General features: G+C 34.3%; 1 pseudogene. It reads left to right on the plus strand.

Annotation, left to right across the window (positions count from 1 at the left end):
* A pseudogene (locus ACFIO5_RS13160) lies at positions 1–221 on the plus strand (MFS transporter); the annotation flags it as partial.
* Between the last annotated feature and the right edge of the window lie 18 nt (positions 222–239).

The following is a 239-nucleotide window of genomic DNA, read 5'->3' on the forward strand; positions in this document are numbered from 1 at the left end:
CGAGAGAACATATGGTCAATGCAAATGCGACAATCGATATGGTTTATGAACTTAGCATTATTATAGGTATTGGGTTAAGTGGATTTACACTTGTCTATGCAGGAACAAAAGGAACCCTTCTGATAGACGGCATATTCTTTATTATTTCTGGTTTTTTTAACTTTGCGATGAAGGTACTTAAAATCCGAGGATCTGAAAGTCAAAACCAGCAAAACTGGTAGAAAATTATATATCATCAT

The sequence above is a fragment of the Bartonella sp. AA86SXKL genome (assembly GCF_042196885.1).